This window comes from Salinispira sp., assembly GCF_059431795.1.
Map to the genome: position 1 here is coordinate 21,355 of NZ_JBXWXS010000007.1, position 16,713 is coordinate 38,067.

14 protein-coding genes are annotated in these 16,713 nt (G+C 51.0%); 1 reads left to right on the forward strand and 13 read right to left on the reverse strand.

Annotated features, from left to right (window positions below; all coding sequences use genetic code 11):
* Nucleotides 1-37 precede the first annotated feature (37 nt).
* The 9 genes from nadC to rplU form a co-directional block, all read right to left on the reverse strand.
* On the reverse strand, nt 38-910 hold the full coding sequence (nadC, locus tag AC52PS_RS02955; protein WP_495561540.1) for a carboxylating nicotinate-nucleotide diphosphorylase: 873 nt from the start codon (nt 908-910) through the stop codon (nt 38-40).
* A 1-nt stretch (nt 911) separates the two neighbouring features.
* Nucleotides 912-1,283 (reverse strand): ribosome silencing factor, encoded by a 372-nt coding sequence (gene rsfS / locus AC52PS_RS02960; RefSeq protein WP_495561541.1) that lies wholly within the window; start codon nt 1,281-1,283, stop codon nt 912-914.
* 33 nt (nt 1,284-1,316) lie between these two features.
* Nucleotides 1,317-2,525, reverse strand: coding sequence for an LCP family protein (locus AC52PS_RS02965; protein WP_495561542.1), 1,209 nt, complete (start codon nt 2,523-2,525; stop codon nt 1,317-1,319).
* A gap of 51 nt (nt 2,526-2,576) precedes the next feature.
* Entirely contained in the window at nt 2,577-3,215 is a 639-nt protein-coding gene (yqeK, locus tag AC52PS_RS02970; protein ID WP_495561543.1) for a bis(5'-nucleosyl)-tetraphosphatase (symmetrical) YqeK, read from the reverse strand.
* A complete protein-coding gene (gene nadD / locus AC52PS_RS02975; protein ID WP_495561544.1) occupies nt 3,178-3,807 on the reverse strand; it encodes a nicotinate (nicotinamide) nucleotide adenylyltransferase in 630 nt (209 codons plus the stop codon). Before nadD ends, yqeK begins: the two co-directional genes overlap by 38 nt.
* A 5-nt stretch (nt 3,808-3,812) precedes the next feature.
* The gene (gene obgE, locus AC52PS_RS02980) at nt 3,813-4,913 is read right to left on the reverse strand and encodes a GTPase ObgE (RefSeq protein WP_495561545.1); all 1,101 of its coding nucleotides are present in this window, start codon (nt 4,911-4,913) and stop codon (nt 3,813-3,815) included.
* 133 nt (nt 4,914-5,046) lie between these two features.
* Complete coding sequence (rpmA, locus tag AC52PS_RS02985) at nt 5,047-5,301, reverse strand: 50S ribosomal protein L27 (RefSeq protein ID WP_495561546.1); 255 nt, start codon at nt 5,299-5,301, stop codon at nt 5,047-5,049.
* A 23-nt stretch (nt 5,302-5,324) separates the two neighbouring features.
* On the reverse strand, nt 5,325-5,660 hold the full coding sequence (locus AC52PS_RS02990) for a ribosomal-processing cysteine protease Prp (RefSeq protein ID WP_495561547.1): 336 nt from the start codon (nt 5,658-5,660) through the stop codon (nt 5,325-5,327).
* Nucleotides 5,661-5,699: 39 nt separating this feature from the next.
* Nucleotides 5,700-6,011, reverse strand: a complete 312-nt coding sequence (rplU, locus tag AC52PS_RS02995; RefSeq protein ID WP_495561548.1) for a 50S ribosomal protein L21 — start codon at nt 6,009-6,011, stop codon at nt 5,700-5,702.
* Nucleotides 6,012-6,815: 804 nt separating this feature from the next.
* On the opposite strand from rplU, the gene AC52PS_RS03000 reads away from it, so the two are divergent.
* On the forward strand, nt 6,816-7,217 hold the full coding sequence (locus tag AC52PS_RS03000) for a hypothetical protein (protein ID WP_495561549.1): 402 nt from the start codon (nt 6,816-6,818) through the stop codon (nt 7,215-7,217).
* Between the two features lie 131 nt (nt 7,218-7,348).
* Here AC52PS_RS03000 and AC52PS_RS03005 read toward each other — a convergent pair whose 3' ends face one another.
* From AC52PS_RS03005 to AC52PS_RS03020, 4 genes are all read right to left on the reverse strand, one after another.
* Nucleotides 7,349-8,815, reverse strand: coding sequence for a glutamate synthase subunit beta (locus tag AC52PS_RS03005; protein WP_495561550.1), 1,467 nt, complete (start codon nt 8,813-8,815; stop codon nt 7,349-7,351).
* Nucleotides 8,808-13,373, reverse strand: coding sequence for a glutamate synthase large subunit (gltB, locus tag AC52PS_RS03010; RefSeq protein WP_495561551.1), 4,566 nt, complete (start codon nt 13,371-13,373; stop codon nt 8,808-8,810). The genes AC52PS_RS03005 and gltB overlap by 8 nt, the downstream gene beginning before the upstream one ends.
* Before the next feature lie 468 nt (nt 13,374-13,841).
* Nucleotides 13,842-15,587: an arginine--tRNA ligase gene (argS, locus tag AC52PS_RS03015; RefSeq protein WP_495561552.1), complete on the reverse strand. Its 1,746-nt coding sequence runs from the start codon at nt 15,585-15,587 to the stop codon at nt 13,842-13,844.
* 65 nt (nt 15,588-15,652) lie between these two features.
* On the reverse strand, nt 15,653-16,713 hold a 1,061-nt coding region (locus AC52PS_RS03020), incomplete at its 5' end, for a purine nucleoside phosphorylase YfiH/LACC1 family protein (protein ID WP_495561553.1).

Genomic DNA, 16,713 nt, shown 5'->3' on the forward strand with positions numbered 1-16,713 from the left:
GGTATCTATCCATGGGCTATAAACCGGCCGCTGCTGATCATTGGATTATCCGCATGGAAAAATTGTGGTTTCTCACCGAATGGGTCAACGCACCCACCGATATGAAGTCCAAACCAAGATCCGCATATTCCTTGATTTTTGCCGGAGTAAAATCGCCGGAGGCTTCATAGGCAACCTCTGACCGCCCCTGCTGCTCCCGAATGCGAACAGCTTCCCGGCAATCTTCGCTGCTCATATTATCCAGCATGATTACATCTACATCCAGGGTCAGGGCAAGGGCAACCTGCTCCAGGTTTCGGCACTCAACTTCTATTTTGAATCGATCACCCCAGAGCTCGTGAACCCGGTTCACCGCCTCAGCAAGCCCGCCGGCAGCATCGGCATGGTTATCTTTAATCATCACCATATCGTACAAACCCATTCGATGATTAAACCCACCCCCATCGGCAACCGCCGCCTTGGAGAGCCGGCGGTACCCCGGCAATGTCTTGCGGGTGTCAAGAATTCGGGTTGAAGATCCTTCCAGGGCATTACAGTGATCTCTAACAGTACCTGCAATTCCCGAGAAAAAGCCGAGAAAGTTGAGGGCTATCCGTTCAGCACGGAGAAGGGAGCGGGCAGGCCCGGAAATCTGAAGTACATTTTGGTCCTCTTGCAAAATATCACCGTCACGGCTTTCAGCGCGCAGCTGAACGGCTCCCTGGCCTGCACATGAGCGGAAGGTCTCAATGGCACAGTCCAGCCCCGAAAGAACCCCTGCCTGCCGGGAAATAATTACAGCCCGGGTTTCCCGGGAGGGGGAGAATATCGCATCGCTGGTAATATCACCAAGCTCCCCCAGGTCTTCCTTCAGGGTATAATTCAATAATCGGCCGAATTCCTCTCCCAATTCCCCGTTGGAAAGATTCATATTACACTCCCGTTTCCAGCCGTTCAGCTTCAAACCACAGTTTTTCCAGATCGTAAAACGCCCTGGCTTCTTTGGTCATGAGGTGAATAATAAAATAGTCACAGTCAAGAAGCGTCCAGTTGTCTTCTTCAGACTGCTTTTTTCCGCCCCGGCAATCAATCTGCTGCTCATAAAAATATTCGTGGAGCCGTTTTACCGCCCCCCTGAGCTGCCCGTAGGAGTTCACTGTAGCGATAATATAGTAATCCGTAATGCTTGATTTTCCCTGGAAATCCAGAGCCGTAACATGCTCCAGTTTTATTTCATCCATGAATCGGGCAGTGTTCTTCACCGTCTCCCGATTTGTTTCCTCTACGCTCATATGTTCAGTCATTTCATTCACCTTTTGTACCATTTTGATTCAGGGCTATTCGTCCTGGGATGAGTTCACGTACCAGCCGTCAAAATCATTTCCTAACACTATTGTAACATCCACATTTTCGTTCTCCCCTAGAGGATTTCCCTCCCGGACGTTAGAACTGCGGATAACCTCTCCCACTCTCTGGGCCCCCTGAAGGTTCCCGCTTCGGTCGATAATAACCGTTTCCTCATAATCATTTCTATCGGCATTCCCGATGCGCAACACCTCAAACCCAAAGTTCTCGTAGAGATCCTGGGTACGGGCCGCCAAACCGTTTATATCCGTACCATTGAGAATTTCCAGCTTGATAGATAAAGCGGCGGTGTAGGCGGCTTCGGGAGCTCCCAGACTGCGGGTCACCTGTTTCACAGACTCCCGGACCAACTGACCTTCGAAGTGGGGAAAAAGGATCGTTTGGGCGTTCTCCCCTGTCTGAACCTGACGGACATTTCCCAGAACACGTTGGGTGATCATTGAATCAAGATTCAATTCCTTCAGCAGCTCCAGAAAACTGCGGGCCGAACTTCGGTCAAAATTGGCCTGCATATGCCGGTAATACCGGGTCATGAGTTCATCACTTCGGTAGAGCAGCGGATATTCTGCGGTACTTCTCAGAAGTTCCCGAACGAAGGTCCACCTCCGGCTGATCCATTCCAATTCCCGTTCCTCATCCCCTTCATAGCGGATGTATGAACGCATTTTCTCTCCGTCCAACTTCACGTTGCCGCCGGGAATCCGGATTCTCTGTTCGTCAATAAAAGCTTCAATTGGCGAGGGCATAAACACCGATACCCCGTCTATGGTATCCACCAGAACCTCAACATCATCCAGATCCATATCAAAATAGAAATCTACGTCCAGATCAAAAATCTCTTCCAGGGTGTTGCGCACCTCCCTGGCTCCCATTTCAGCATAGAGATTATCAATGCGGTCAACCCTGCCCAAGGCGGGAATAATTGCCCCAAGTTTCCGTGGAATATCGTATACGGCCAGGTTACCGGTATTGCTGTCGATGAGCAGTAATTGGGTGGTTATGAGCTGGTCTTCGTTGGACAGCAGAATCAGCATGGGTAACTGGGGGTTTTCCTCAATCCTGCTGCTGATATCATCGCTTTCCACACCGAGGAGCACCACGGCGGTAATAAATCCGATGACGGCCACAATCCCCAGAAGAACAAATACTGCTGGATCAATTTTCGACTGATTTTTCGGCACCTTCTTCTCCACTTATAATAATCTGATAATGCCCCAAAGAGTGTGGAACCCTCAACCTTCCGCCTGCAGGGCGGCTGGTTGATTCCCGGGCAATTCGAGTCCCGCCATCTTCCTTGCATACACATGCAGCTGATGGGTGCGGGGGCTCTTTTTTTTCCCCCGAGCTTTTGCATGCTCATTCACAGCCAACACCATTTCCCAGGGGCTGAGCCGCATTACCTGATCCCTAAACTCCCGGGTTGTGTACTTCCTCCCAGGTTCCAGATAATCACTGACGAACAGGAGAATACCGGTGAGATCCATCCCCCAGCGCCCCAGGGTATGATCCTCAAGAGCCCGAAGCATGGAACTATTGCGCACAGCGAAATCCCGTTTCATAAGAATTGCAGCACACCTGCCATGGAGAAGCAGGGGCTTTTCCCGCTCCATTGCATTGGGAACATACCCGTGCTCCTGAACCAGTTGCAGAAACTTCTCATCCGGCCATTCACGTACCATGTCGTGGGCAAGCCCCAGAATTTCCGCCCGGGCAGGATTTACGTCAAACTTTGGAGCCAGCTTCCTGCATGTAGCAGTTACCCGAAGAATATGTTCATAACGCTCCACGCTGTTTTGCTCCCGTATGAATGTGAGAAGCCGCGTGCGCACTCTTCTATAACGTATAGAGAGAATTTTCTCTGATATATTCATAGACCTCTTTATTCAGCGCCGATTCCGCATTATCACCCCTGGCAAGCCTCTCCCGTATAGAACTGGATGCAGCGGGAAAAAACGGGGCATTCACCAAGTGAATATACGCCCTCATATGTTCCAACTCCACCGGCAGCTGCATGTCTCCCTTGCCGGTATTCCGGGGAAGTACCGCCAACTCTGCAAGTTCAAGTATACGGCGCCACTGTTTCCAAAGGGTGAACGTTTTCAGATTGTCTTCCCCAATAATAAGGTAGAGTTCAGAGTTTGTGTAGTCATGATTTTCAACGGATAGTTCATTGGATATCTGTTCCAGGGTCTGATACGTGTAGCTGCTGCCACCCCGCTCGAGCTCAATATCGAGTATCCGCAACTCAAGACCCGGATTACGACTCATAATGGAATTGGCACTGATCTTGAGCATCTCCATGCGGCAGCGTCCCTCTGCCCCATGACCGGACTTAAACGGCGAGCGATACGCGGGAACCAGATACAAACGGTTCAGTTTCAACCGCTTTGCAGCGTATTCGGCAATATGCTCATGCCCGAGATGGGGAGGATCAAAGCTTCCTCCAAGAACCGCTGCCCGCATTATAATTAATCCTTCCCGCCTGAAACCGAATTCCGGGATTCAGTGTTGCTGTCAGCGTCTGAATCATCTTCAGGATCGTAAGAATAATAATCCGGAACATCCACAGCCTGCTCTACCTTCTTTTTTTCCACCGTGAGACTGAACAACTTCTTTATGAGCTCATCAATTCCATCCCGGGTGGCGGATGATACCGGCAGCACTTCCTCGGATACCCTGGAACGGAACTCATCCAGACGTTCCTGTGCTTCAGGGATATCCATTTTTGTAGCCAGAATGTAATGGGGACGCTTGAGCAACTCAGGTTCGTATGCGTGCAACTCCTGCTTCAGATTTTCAAAAACTTCCACCGGATCCTGGTAGTCACTCAGATCTACTAAAAACAGCAGGGCGGCAGTCCGGCTGATATGTTTGAGAAACCGGTACCCCAAGCCTGCACCCTCACTGGCTCCCTGAATAATACCGGGAATATCCGCAAGAATAATATCTCTGTTAAAAGCCCGAAGCACCCCCAGATTGGGTATTTTAGTGGTAAAAGGATATGCTCCCACTTTGGGGTGAGCGGAGGTAAGAACTCCCAGCAGACTGCTTTTTCCCGCATTGGGGTAGCCCACAAACCCGATATCTGCAATAAGAGATAATTCCAGTTTGATCTTCCGGGTTTCACCGGGCATTCCCGGCTGAGCGAAGCGGGGAGTCTGGTTACGGCTTGTGGCAAAATTGCTGTTTCCCTGCCCACCGATTCCGCCCACGAGAAAACGATGCTCTGAGTTATTCTCCACCAGATCCAGCAGAATTTCACCCGTCTCGGTATCCTTTACCTGGGTACCCGGGGGAACAAGAACCACCAGATCCTCACCGTCCTTCCCGTGTTTCTTCCGCCCTTCACCGTGCAGACCGTTCTGGGCCCGGTAGGTTTTATTTGGCCGCAGATGAGTCAGTGTTTTCAGGTTGTCTTTAACCCTGAAAATCACATCCCCTCCCCGGCCGCCGTCCCCTCCGTCGGGTCCGCCTTTGGGAACATACTTCTCCCGGCGGAAGGAGACCGATCCAGGGCCGCCATTGCCGCTGGCAACCCCGATTTTTATTTCATCTACAAACGAATTCATGGTTATCTCACAAGAAAATTATATAAAAAAAGCCCGCAGCTGCTCTGTGGCGCACGGGCTTATACAGTTCAGATAGGTGATTGGGCGCACCCAATCAATCTGAGTACCGGATGTTGACGTTGGTGCGGAAGGCTTACTGAACTTCGCTGATGTTCACCACTTTTTTACCACGGCGGTCCTGAAACTCGACGGTTCCATGAGCCGTTGCGAAGAGGGTATCGTCTTTTCCACGTCCTACGTTCTCACCGGGATGAATTCTGGTTCCTCTCTGACGAACAAGAATTTCACCGGCTTTTACCAGCTGACCTCCGAAGCGCTTTACTCCGAGGCGTTTACTTTCCGAATCGCGACCGTTTTTTGTACTACCGCCACCCTTTTTATGTGCCATAGTCTTCTCCCTTATTCTCTCAATTAATCGGGGCTCTGGGAAAGCTGCACCTGGGCGGGAAAATCCCGCTGTACATCTTCAAGCCCGCGAATAAGCATATCCGTGAGACCCCGAAGCCATTGCTCGGCTTTCTCATCCACATGCTTGATTCGCACATCAATTTCACCGGGCTGAAATGTCTTCAGCTCGATTATTACCTGTTCACTGGTCTCCAGGAGCACTCCTGCAGTGCGCAGCAGTGTGCTTACCGCAGCGCAGGCAACACTCACCTTCGCATCACGATTATCTATATCGCCGTGACCGCTGGAGCGAAGGGAACGGAGTATGCCGTGGTCTGCTTCAATAATGCAGCGGATCATCGACGCTCACCGTTCACCCTTCCGGATATCTCCGGTTCCTCAGGCCTTAAGCCCGGTAACCTTCAGAAGCGAATACTGTTGACGGTGACCGTTCTTGGTCATGGAGTCTTTTCTTCTGCGGTATTTAAACACCACAACTTTTTTGGCTTTTCCATGCTCAACAACTTCTGCGGCCACTTTTGCACCCTTCACATAGGGGGCTCCGATTTTTACATCGTCATCAGAACCAACAAGAAGTACGGAATCGAACTCCACCTTTTTGCCGGCCTCTTCTGCGAGTCTATCAACTTTCAACAGGGCGCCTTCTTCCGCTTTGTACTGTTTGCCCTTGATTTCTACCATTGCGTACATAATTATGGTTCCTTAATTAAATATTTTACTCTGCGTAATTTCAAACCGTGGCTTTGAAATTACCAGGATTTTAGAAATCATAATTTTATATAAAGCAACTGTTTATGATTTCAGATCCATTGCAAGGAGTTTTCAAGACCGGTGGTTTGAAAAATCCAATAGTGACAATATTTAGCAAATACTGTCATATAAGTCAAGGGATATACCGGGTGTAATTTCCGCAGTGAATCCGATGAACACACATATTATAAAAAAACTGCACCGATGCATAGCGTTTTTCTGAATTATTCACCCGATAATTGAGTTTCGTGTGGCTGGATAAAACTGTCTTCCTGTTTCTTCGTTTATTACCTATTTTTGCTTTCTGATTGTGAAAAACCTATAAGAATGGATAAAATCCTTGTATCGAATGTACTACTTCACTACAGATATCCAGGATAACATTGGAAACCGTAGCATGTATGCGGTTTCAGCTTAATCAAAAAAGGAGGAACAGATGAAAAAATCTATGATGCCATTCAAAGAGAAATCAGCAAATATTCCGGGGATGCAGCAGTAAATGTCACTGTTGAATATTCAGCAACCGTTGTTGATCTGCTGATAAATGGTTTCACAGGCGCTATTGTTGCCCCTGCAACCGCCCGCATTACCGGATCAGTTATAAAATATAACTGATGTTACAGTGCATGAAAAAATGGAAGGAGGGTTCCTCCTTCCATTTTTTCTGCCCATTCACCCTCTTCAAAAGAAAATGCCGGAGGAATCACTCTGATGATATATAAAAAACCTACACTTTCAGGCTGTTTGAAAACGCTATTTCTCGTTCCGGCATTCCTGTTAACACTTCTCAGCTCATGCAGTGACAATCAGGAACTTCTGCAAGAACTGGAGAACGATACCCAGACTCTGATTGAAGCCATCGCTTCCGATGACAGACAAACTGCCCTGGAAATATCCTCGGTATTCGGACAAATGAGCGAAGCTGCCTGGGAATCGTTGGTGCAGTCTGCACAGCAGGACTCTGTTTTTGAGTATGATATTACAAATACGAAAACCCGAAATCAATTTCTAGTTCAGCTTGGACCATCTCAGTTTCTTGTCAATCCTTCAAACAGAGAACAGTCAGAAAAAGGCCGGTGGATTTTCACCACTCCCAGATCCAATACCGTCCACATCGACGTTATTCCCGCCCAAAAAGACCATTAAAACAACATCAAGCATTCTTGAAATATGATAAATAAATATATTTATGAATGAATTTAGTTTTCATATCAGCTCCATATTGTAAAAACAGCTGCACCTCACAATATGGAGCATATTACAAGCTTCTTCCGTTTTCATCCCCGCAAATTACTGCTGCCATTCAGTTTCAGATCCACGGCCCGGGCTGCGCCCCTTCCTTCGTTAATTGCCCAGACAATCAGACTCTGTCCCCGGCGGGCGTCACCGGCGGCGAACACATTATCAACCGAAGTGGCGTACTCCCCGTACTCCGCCCGGTAGTTGCTTCGCTGGTCGGTGTCCAGCTCAAGGCTTTCCGCAAGGTACTGCTCAGGCCCCAGAAATCCAAGGGCCAGAAATACCAAGTCCGCCTCCCAGGTCTCTTCGCTTCCGGGTATCTCGGCGAAGGTTGGCCGTTCGCCGGGTTTTTTGCTCCATTCAACCCGTACGGTCTTGAGAGCCTTGAGGTTGCCGTCCCCGTCTCCGATGAACTCTTTGGTGAGGATATTGTACTCCCGAGGATCCCGGCCGTACTTCGCCTCGGCTTCCTGATGACCGTAATCGCTTTTTTCCAGCCGGGGATATGTAGGCCAGGGCATTGAAGCATCCCGCTCCTTGGGCGGCCGGCTGAGCAGCTCAAAGTTAATAACGCTTGCTGCACCGTGGCGCACACTGGTCCCGATACAGTCGTTCCCCGTGTCGCCGCCGCCGATAACGATCACCTTCTTACCCTTGGCATTGATGTATTTACCGTCGGAGAGCTTGGAATTGAGATAACTTCGGGTATTGGCTGTGAGGAACTCCATGGCGAAGTGCACACCCTTGAGTTCCCGGCCTGGTACCGGCAGATCCCGGGGATTTGTAGCCCCCACGGTAAGGAGCACCGCATCGTTGGAATCTCTGAGTTCTTTCATGCTCATATTTTTACCCACATCCACGCCGGTACGGAACTCAACTCCTTCCTCGGCCATGAGGTTGCAGCGCTTTTCCACCAGAGCTTTGTCCAGCTTCATGTTGGGAATTCCATACATGAGCAGTCCGCCCACCCGGTCTTCACGCTCATAGACGGTGACCGCATATCCTGCCTGATTCAGCTCATCGGCAGCTGCAAGTCCGGCGGGGCCGCTGCCCACCACTGCAACAGTCTTCCCGTTGCGATAGCGGGGGGGTCGAGGCTGCACCAGCCCTGATTCCCAGGCCCGGTCTATGATGGCGGCTTCATTGTCCTTAATAGTTACCGCAGGCTCATTAATGCCCAGGACACAGGCAGTTTCACAAGGTGCGGGACATACCCGGCCGGTAAACTCCGGAAAGTTGTTGGTAAGCCGGAGCCGCCAGTACGCTTCGTTCCAGCGGCCCTGGTACACCAGATCGTTCCACTCGGGAATGAGATTGTGCACCGGACAGCCGTAGTCGGTCTGGCAGAAAGGCACACCGCAGTCCATACAACGAGCCCCCTGCTCCTGCCGGGCCTTGTCATTATGCTCCACGGCAAATTCGAGAAAATCCTGAGAACGGACACTGGGGTCCCTCCACTTCACTTTATTACGTTCTATTTCAAGGAATCCTGTGGGCTTACCCATGAACTGCCTCCATGTCTGCTTCTTTTTCCAATTCCAGTACCCTGGCATATGCAGGACTGATCACTTTTACAAATTTCTTCAACTCCTGCTCCCAGTTGTCCAGAATATCCTGGGCTCTGGTTGATCCGGTCCACTCAAGATGCTCTTCTATGAGGGTTCGCACGTCTTCGATCTCCCATGCTTCCTGGGTAATCAGGTCATAGCTGTCGATCATGCCGGGGTTGATATTTTCCCGGAATGTGCCGTCCTGATCCCAGACATAGGCAATACCGCCGCTCATGCCTGCACCGAAGTTTCGTCCCGCTTCTCCCAGAATTACCGCACGTCCGCCGGTCATGTACTCGCAGCCGTGGTCTCCCACACCTTCGATTACTACTTTGGCTCCTGAGTTCCGCACACAGAATCGTTCAGCGGCCATCCCCCGGATAAACGCCTTCCCGGTAATTGCCCCGTAGAAGGCAACGTTTCCAATTATGATATTTTCCTCAGCCTTGAACCGGGAATGTTTCGGCGGATATATACAGATGGTTCCACCGCTCAATCCCTTGCCCACATAGTCGTTGGCATCCCCTTCCAGCTCCAGGGTCACCCCTCCGGCTAACCAACCGCCGAAGGACTGTCCTGCATGCCCCCGGAGTTTAATATCCAGAGTGTTCTCGGGCAGACCTTCAAAGCCGTAACGTTTGGCAATCTCATGGCTGAGCATGGTTCCAACCGCTCTGTCGGTATTTTTAACACCCAGTTCAAGTTCAACCTTTTTCTTCATGCTGATAGCCTTACGGGACAGCTCGATGAGGCGGCGGTCCAGAATGTCGGCAATTCCGTGATCCTGGGGAATACAGCATATAGTTCCGGTGCGTGCCAGCTCATTTTTTGGAGGATTTAATAAGGCACTGAGATCGATTCCTTCACTTTTCCAGTTGCGTACCGTATCGTCGGCTTCCACCAGATCCACCCGGCCGATCAGCTCGTTAATGCTGCGCACACCCAATTCGGCCATCAGTTCACGGGCTTCCTGGGCAATAAATTTCATAAAGTTCACAACATGCTCCGGCTTCCCGGTGAATTTTTTCCGCAGCCGTTCATCCTGGGTAGCCACCCCCACAGGACAGGTGTTCTTCTGACACTTACGCATCATGATGCAGCCCATGGTAATGAGGGCGGAAGTGGCAAAGCCGAACTCTTCGGCACCAAGAATTGCGGCTATCACCACATCCCGGCCGGTTTTCAGCTGCCCGTCGGTCTGAATAACAACCCGGCTTCTCAGGTCATTCATTACCAGGGTCTGGTGGGTCTCCGCCAGCCCAAGTTCCCAGGGCAGACCGGCATGTTTAATACCCGTAAGGGGACTTGCACCGGTACCCCCGTCATGTCCTGATATGAGAATGTGATCGGCATGACCCTTTGCAACCCCGGCTGCGATGGTTCCCACCCCGACCTTGGATACCAGTTTCACGCTGATCCTGGCCTTGGGGTTTGAGTTTTTCAGATCGAAGATCAGCTGGGCCAGGTCTTCGATGGAATAGATATCATGATGGGGAGGCGGAGAAATCAGCCCCACCCCCTTGGTGGTATGCCGGGTTTTGGCGATCACCTCGAAAACCTTATGTCCCGGAAGCTCTCCGCCCTCTCCGGGCTTGGCCCCCTGGGCCATCTTGATCTGAATTTCGTCGGCATTGGTGAGATACTCGTTGGTAACCCCGAAACGACCGGAGGCTACCTGCTTAATGGCGGAACGCTTGCTGTCGCCGTTGGCAAGAGGCTTGAAGCGCTCGGGCATCTCCCCTCCCTCACCTGTGTTGGATTTCCCCCCCACACGGTTCATGGCTATGGCCAGGGTTTCATGGGCTTCCTGGCTGATAGAGCCGAAACTCATGGCACCGCTTGCGAAGCGGGTCATAATGCTTTCTACAGGCTCTACTTCCTCAACAGGAATTGATTGGAGCCCCTGCTTAAAGCGCAGCAGCCCTCTCAGGGTGTACTGCTTTCTGCTTCGCTGATCCTGGTGAGACGAGAAAACTTTGTAAAAATTCACATCGTTGTTTCGCACGGCGATCTGAAGATTGGCGATGGATTCCGCATCCCACATATGGCCTTCCCCGCCATGGCGTACCGAGTAGTCCCCTGGATTGAGAAATTCCTCTCCGATGGTGGGATTCCCGTCAGGGTAGGCGATATTGTGACGGCGCTGACATTCTTCGGCTATATGCTCAAAATCAGCCCCTTCAATTCTGCTTGCGGTACCGGTGAAACAGCGTTCCACAACTTCTGAGGCAAGCCCCACCGCTTCAAAAATCTGAGCCCCTTTGTAGGACTCCAGAGTGGAGATTCCCATTTTTGCGAATACCTTCTGCATGCCGTACTCTATGGCCCTCAGGTAATCGTCTGCCAGTTTTTCCCGACTCAATTCGGGATCAAGCTGACCATCGTCCTGCATTTTCCACATCGCTTCAAATGCAAGATAGGGGTTCACCGCGTCAGCTCCATAGCCTGTGAGGGTGCAGAAATGGTGCACCTCCCTGGGTTCGGCGGACTCAAGAACCAGGCCGATTTGGGTGCGTTTATGGACGCTAACCAGATACTGATGAATTGCCCCCACTGCAAGCAGGGCGGGAAGGGGAATATTGTTTCGTCCTGCATTCCGGTCGGAGAGAATCACCAGACTTGCGCCCTCTTCAATGGCCTGCTCGGCTTCCTTGCTGATCCGCTCAAGGGCAGCCGTCAGCCCTTCTTTCCCGCTGCGCACCGGGTAGGTGATATCCAGAGTTTTACTTCTCCAACCCCGGTGGTCCATGTGCTTCAGAGCCGCAAGCTGATCGTTGGTGAGCACAGGCTCTTCAAGCATCAGCCGGTGAGCATGATCCGCACCGGGCTCCAGAAGGTTTCCTTCCGGACCGATGTACGTTTTCAGACTCATAATTACCGATTCCCGCACCGAGTCGATGGGGGGATTGGTAACCTGGGCGAACAGCTGCTTAAAATAATCGTAGAGCATCCGGGGATTATCCGAAAGCACCGCCAGGGGAGCATCGTTTCCCATGCTTCCCAAAGGTTCTTTGGCCAGTTCCGCCATGGGCTTCAGTACTTCCCGTAAATGTTCCCAGGTAAACCCGTTGAGTTTGAGACGCTGTAGCAGGCTCCTTTCATCTAAACCGTAAACCTCCGCAGGTGCGGGAATCTCATCCAGGGTGATCCGCTTCTCTTCCAGCCATGATCCGTAGGGTTGTTCGCCGCTGTAGCTGCGTTTCAGCTCGTTGTCATCGATAATCCGCCCTTCATTGAAGTTCACCAGAAACATTTTTCCGGGCTGAAGACGGCCTTTGGCAACAATGTGATCCTCGGGAATATCCAGAACCCCCACCTCGGAGGCCATGATTACCCGATCGTCATCTGTAACATAGTACCTGCTGGGGCGCAGTCCGTTTCGGTCCAGGGTAGCCCCAATGTAGGTTCCGTCGGTGAACACCACCGAAGCGGGCCCGTCCCAAGGTTCCATCATGTTGGAAAAATACTCGTACATGGCCCGTTTTTCAGGGTTCATTTGGGGATCTCTCTGCCAGGCCTCGGGAATCATCATCATCACCGCTTCGGGCAGCTTCCGCCCGGCCATGATAAGCAGCTCGAGTACATTGTCAAAATTTCCCGAGTCGGAAAGATCGGGTTCATTCACCGGAAAGGTGGAGGCGAGTTTAGGTCCGAAGAATTCGCTTTTGAGAGTACCTTCACGGCTGCGCATTTTATTTACATTTCCCCGGAGGGTGTTTATCTCACCATTATGACTCATGTAGCGAAGGGGCTGAGCACGGTCCCAGCTGGGGAAGGTGTTGGTGGAGAACCGGGAATGGACCATTGCAAGATGAGACGTAAATTCCTTGCTGTCCAGATCGGGAAAATAGGGAAACAGCTGCTCCGGCATGAGCATGCCCTTGTACACCATCACTCTGGAAGAGAGAGAGCAAACGTAGAAAAAATCTTCGGGATCCAGTTCGCTGGTTCCCCTGATGCTGTTGGTAACCCGCTTGCGAAGGATATACAGACGCTTTTCCAGTTCATCCTGGGCATTGGAAGAAGGTTCGCTGCCTTCTTTCATTTTCAGGAAGGCGGTCTTCATTATCGGTTCGCTTTCCCGGGCGCTGGGGCCGATCATTGTATTGTTGGTGGGAACTTCCCTCCAGCCCAGCAGCTCAAGTTGTTCTTCCGCCGTCTGCTGTTGGAAAATTTCCAGACACTTCTTCCTGCGCTCATTATCCTGGGGAAAAAATACAATTCCCGCGCCATAGGTTCCGGGAGCGGGTAAATCAAGCTGCAAATCTTTTTTCGCCGCTTTCCTGAGAAATTCATGGGGAAGGGATGTGAGAATACCGGCGCCATCCCCGGTGTTTTTTTCTGCGCCCACCGCACCCCGGTGAGTCATCCTGATAAGAATCTCTTCTGCGTCTTTGACTATTGAATGACTGGCTTCACCCTTAATGTGGGCAATAAAGCCCACACCGCAGGCATCATGTTCAAATGCAGGATCATAAAGTCCCTGCTTCTTGGGACGTTGTTTAAATGACATATGCTGCTCCTTTATACTACGGAAATGAACGACATAAATGTGGGAAAAAATCGCTCTCAAACCGCCGAAAATCCGTGATCTATTTAGATGCAAGTTCTGTGCCATAACGGCGTTTACGGCATATTAGTAAAGCTGCGGGGGAGAAGTAAAGGGGGATAGGGGAAAATATTTCATAATTATGCGGAAGTTAATCAATTTTATTCAAAAACTTCCAATATAAAGCGTCATTTTCAACCAAAGCGTCATACATAAATGTAGTCTTGCCTACAAATATGTATGCAAAGCCTTCTGCTCCTCATTTTTATTTCTAATTATTATTTTAACTCTAATTTATGTGCTGCTATGGTACTGAAATACCATGAAGTGTGAAATCGGGCAAGCATAAAAATGCAAAAAAACCGCCGGATGCCGGCGGCTTGCATAAAGATGAATACCCTGTCCATGATCCGGCCCGCCATGGGGAGAAGCCTACATGCTTTCAAGGAACGGCATATTAATAAGCTGAAATCCGTGAACCAATACCCGTTTCACGGCCCAGGCCAGATACAGGCGCAGATCCCGGAGATCGGTATCCGGGCAGTTCAGCACCGGATGCTCGTGGTAGAAGCGGGAGAAAGACTTGCCCAGCTCGTACAGGTGGGAAGCGATATGTGCAGGATTATACTCATTCCCCGCCGCTTCCACCGCCTGAGGATAGGATGCCAGAAGCTTAACTAACTCCCACTCCTCATCTTCCTTCAGCAGCGACCAATCCAGAGAATCGGGAGATGGAAGATCCTTTCCGTACTTCCGAAACATGCTGGAAATCCTGGCTCCCATATATTGGAGATAGGGTCCGGTATTCCCGTTGAAGGAGAGAGATTCTGCGGGATTGAATACCATATCTTTGGAAGGTGTTCCCTGAAGAAGGTAATAGTGGATGGCCCCCAGAGCAACCTGCTCAGCCACTGCCTGAGGATCGTCAATTTCCGTATCCCTGCCCTTCTCTGCCATTTCCTGAAGAGCCAGATCCCTCAATTCATCCAGGAGCTTGTCCGCATCTACAACCGTACCTTCCCGGCTCTTCATCTTACCGTCCGGAAGATTCACCATACCGTAGGAAAGATGATAAAGCTTATCCGCCCAATCGAAACCAAGCTTCTTAAGAATATGAAACAGCACCCGGAAGTGGTAGTTCTGTTCATATGCCACCACGTAAATGAGACGCTCAAAAGGCCAGTCCCCGTGTCTGCTCACGGCGGTACCGATATCCTGGGTCATATAGAGGCTGGTACCGTCTTTTCTCAGAAGAACCTTCTTATCCAGTTTGATATCTTCAAGATCGATCCAGACAGTGCCCTCTTCATCCCGGAAGAATACTCCGTTTTCAAGTCCGCGGAGAACATGTTCCCTGCCCAGCTTGTAGGTGTTGCTCTCATAATAAATGTCGTCAAAGTGAATACCGGTACGCTCATAGGTTTCCTTCAGTCCGTCAAGTGCCCAGGAGTTCATAGTTTTCCACAGATCCACCGTTTCCCCATCCCCGTCTTCCCAGGCATTGAGCATGGCCTGGGCTCGCTTTTCCGCATCCGGGTCTTTGGCGGCCATCTGATTGTACTTCACATAGTAATCCCCCACAAAGTGGTCGGATTTCACCTCCTGTTTTTCCGGGCTGTCCCCTTCACCCAGCTCTTTGTAGGCGAGCATGGATTTGCAGATATGCACCCCCCGGTCGTTCACAAGGTTCACTTTTCGCACCTGAGCACCGTTTGCTTTCAGGATTCTGGCAACCGACTCTCCCAGGGCATTGTTTCTCAGATGTCCTAAATGAAGCGGCTTGTTGGTGTTGGGGGAAGAAAACTCAATCATCACCTTTTCACCGTGATAATTATCGTTGGATCCGTAGTTCTCCCCATGGGCGAGAATGCTGGAGATGGTGCGGGAGGCGGCGTCGCTGCGGTTCAACCGTGCATTCACGTAGGGACCGGCCTGTTCTGCATCCACCCCTGCCTCCTGCAGCCGGGAAACAATCGCCGAGGCAATCTGTGGAGGGCCCATCCGTAGTAGCTTTGCAAAAGGGAACATGGGAAACGCCACATCGCCCAGTTCCGGCTTGGGGGGTGTTTCGATCATAATATCATCAATAAATAGAGAAAGCTCCAGGTTCTTTTCCCGGGAGAAATCCTGCAATGCAAGAAGAAGTTTGTGTGCCAATTCATTTTTCAATTCTTTCATAGCTGTACCTTTCATGTAGCTGATCAGCCGTCATGGATGCTCCGGCATCCCGGGCCGTCGGAAATTCAGTTGCTCCGGATTCCGCTTCTGGTGAGCCGGTAATACGCTTCGCCACTGCAGACGGGGAGTGAAGTTCTGTGAGGTGGAAAGACCGCAAGCATCAGACCATAGGATTCGGGACCCATCCGCCTGTAAGAAAATAAACCAGAATGCTGTGCTGTGCAACTGTCACGGACTATGATCTGAGATTCCAGACGGAAAAGGCCGTCCCGGGAAGCATTCTCCAATATGCCCAGATTTGCCTTCCGCAAATCCAGATGCCTGCCGCGCACCGCATTCGCTCCATGACGCCGGGCGAAGAGATCCGCCCGGGCCTCATCCACTTCATAGCTTTCCACAGCTATGCAGGGTCCCATAACAACCCCCGGAGCCTGTTCCCGGATATGAGCAAAGAATTCCAGGGCCCTGCGCAGTATTCCTGTGCCCGCCCAGCCTGAGTGCAGAAGTCCCCGCCAAGCTCCGGTTTGAAGAAATAGAGGCATGCAGTCCGCAACCGTAACCCCCGGAGTAATTTCATCCAGGTTGGTGAGGATGCCGTCGGCTTCCATGTCCTGAAGTAGGGGCAGTCCACGTTCCAGCTCATGGGTAAACATATTCTCATCCATCTCTGCCAGCAGCTGTTCGCCGTCGGGTTTGAACGATGCGTCCTCCCAATGGGCGGAAACTTCGGATATTCGTACTCTCCCCGGAGAGTCCGGATAATCTGAAGGAAGCTTGCGGATTATGAGAATGCTCATGCTGTGAACCTGTTTCACGGATACAAGCAGCGAGGGAGAGAGTTCTGACGGTGGTTCCCCGGGAGCCCCGGTTAGACTCAGTCGGGAGAGTATACGGCATCGTTGCCCGCTTCCCTGACTGCCCGACCGTCCAGCACTGCCCAGCGCAGAGGAAGAGAGGTACATGGGAGGGGCTGTGCTATCCGGCGGACTGAGATCGTAACAGCCCTCCCGTGCTTCGGGAAGTGCCATTTGTCGCATATTGAGCATGTTCATCCGCTCTTCATGATACATCCCCTTGACAAAATCAACTAAAGAGATTAGTGTATAAGAATACATGAGTTTGAATA

Coding starts and splice junctions, on each gene's coding strand:
- nadC (WP_495561540.1), bottom strand. CDS start 910: ATGAATCTTTCCAACGGGGAATTGGGAGAGGAATTCGGCCGATTATTG.
- rsfS (WP_495561541.1), bottom strand. CDS start 1,283: ATGACTGAACATATGAGCGTAGAGGAAACAAATCGGGAGACGGTGAAG.
- yqeK (WP_495561543.1), bottom strand. CDS start 3,215: ATGAATATATCAGAGAAAATTCTCTCTATACGTTATAGAAGAGTGCGC.
- nadD (WP_495561544.1), bottom strand. CDS start 3,807: ATGCGGGCAGCGGTTCTTGGAGGAAGCTTTGATCCTCCCCATCTCGGG.
- obgE (WP_495561545.1), bottom strand. CDS start 4,913: ATGAATTCGTTTGTAGATGAAATAAAAATCGGGGTTGCCAGCGGCAAT.
- rpmA (WP_495561546.1), bottom strand. CDS start 5,301: ATGGCACATAAAAAGGGTGGCGGTAGTACAAAAAACGGTCGCGATTCG.
- AC52PS_RS02990 (WP_495561547.1), bottom strand. CDS start 5,660: ATGATCCGCTGCATTATTGAAGCAGACCACGGCATACTCCGTTCCCTT.
- rplU (WP_495561548.1), bottom strand. CDS start 6,011: ATGTACGCAATGGTAGAAATCAAGGGCAAACAGTACAAAGCGGAAGAA.
- AC52PS_RS03005 (WP_495561550.1), bottom strand. CDS start 8,815: ATGGGTAAGCCCACAGGATTCCTTGAAATAGAACGTAATAAAGTGAAG.
- gltB (WP_495561551.1), bottom strand. CDS start 13,373: ATGTCATTTAAACAACGTCCCAAGAAGCAGGGACTTTATGATCCTGCA.
- argS (WP_495561552.1), bottom strand. CDS start 15,587: ATGAAAGAATTGAAAAATGAATTGGCACACAAACTTCTTCTTGCATTG.